The sequence below is a fragment of the Pseudoalteromonas rubra genome (genome assembly GCF_005887095.1).
Taxonomy (GTDB): Bacteria; Pseudomonadota; Gammaproteobacteria; order Enterobacterales; family Alteromonadaceae; genus Pseudoalteromonas; species Pseudoalteromonas rubra_E.
On the sequence record NZ_PNCI01000188.1, the window covers coordinates 1 to 240 of the forward strand.

At 48.3% G+C, this 240-nt stretch carries 1 protein-coding gene; it reads left to right on the plus strand.

The features are described from left to right. Window positions 1-240: M48 family metalloprotease (locus CWB99_RS23820; protein WP_171045454.1), on the plus strand; the 240-nt coding region annotated here is incomplete at both ends.

Sequence of the window (240 nt, forward strand, 5' to 3'; positions counted from 1 at the left end):
TATGTCATTGAGCACCCCCGCAATGAAAGTGAGAACTGGCTGGTACAAACCGTTGCTAATCAGGCGAAACAAGTGGGTATTGAAATGCCCGAAGTTGCAATTTACGACAGTCATGAAATCAATGCCTTTGCAAAGGGAACCAGCAAAAACAACAGCCTGGTTGCGGTCAGTTCCGGGTTACTACACAATATGACGCTGGATGAAGCTGACGCCGTGCTGGCACAGGAGGTTTCTCACGTT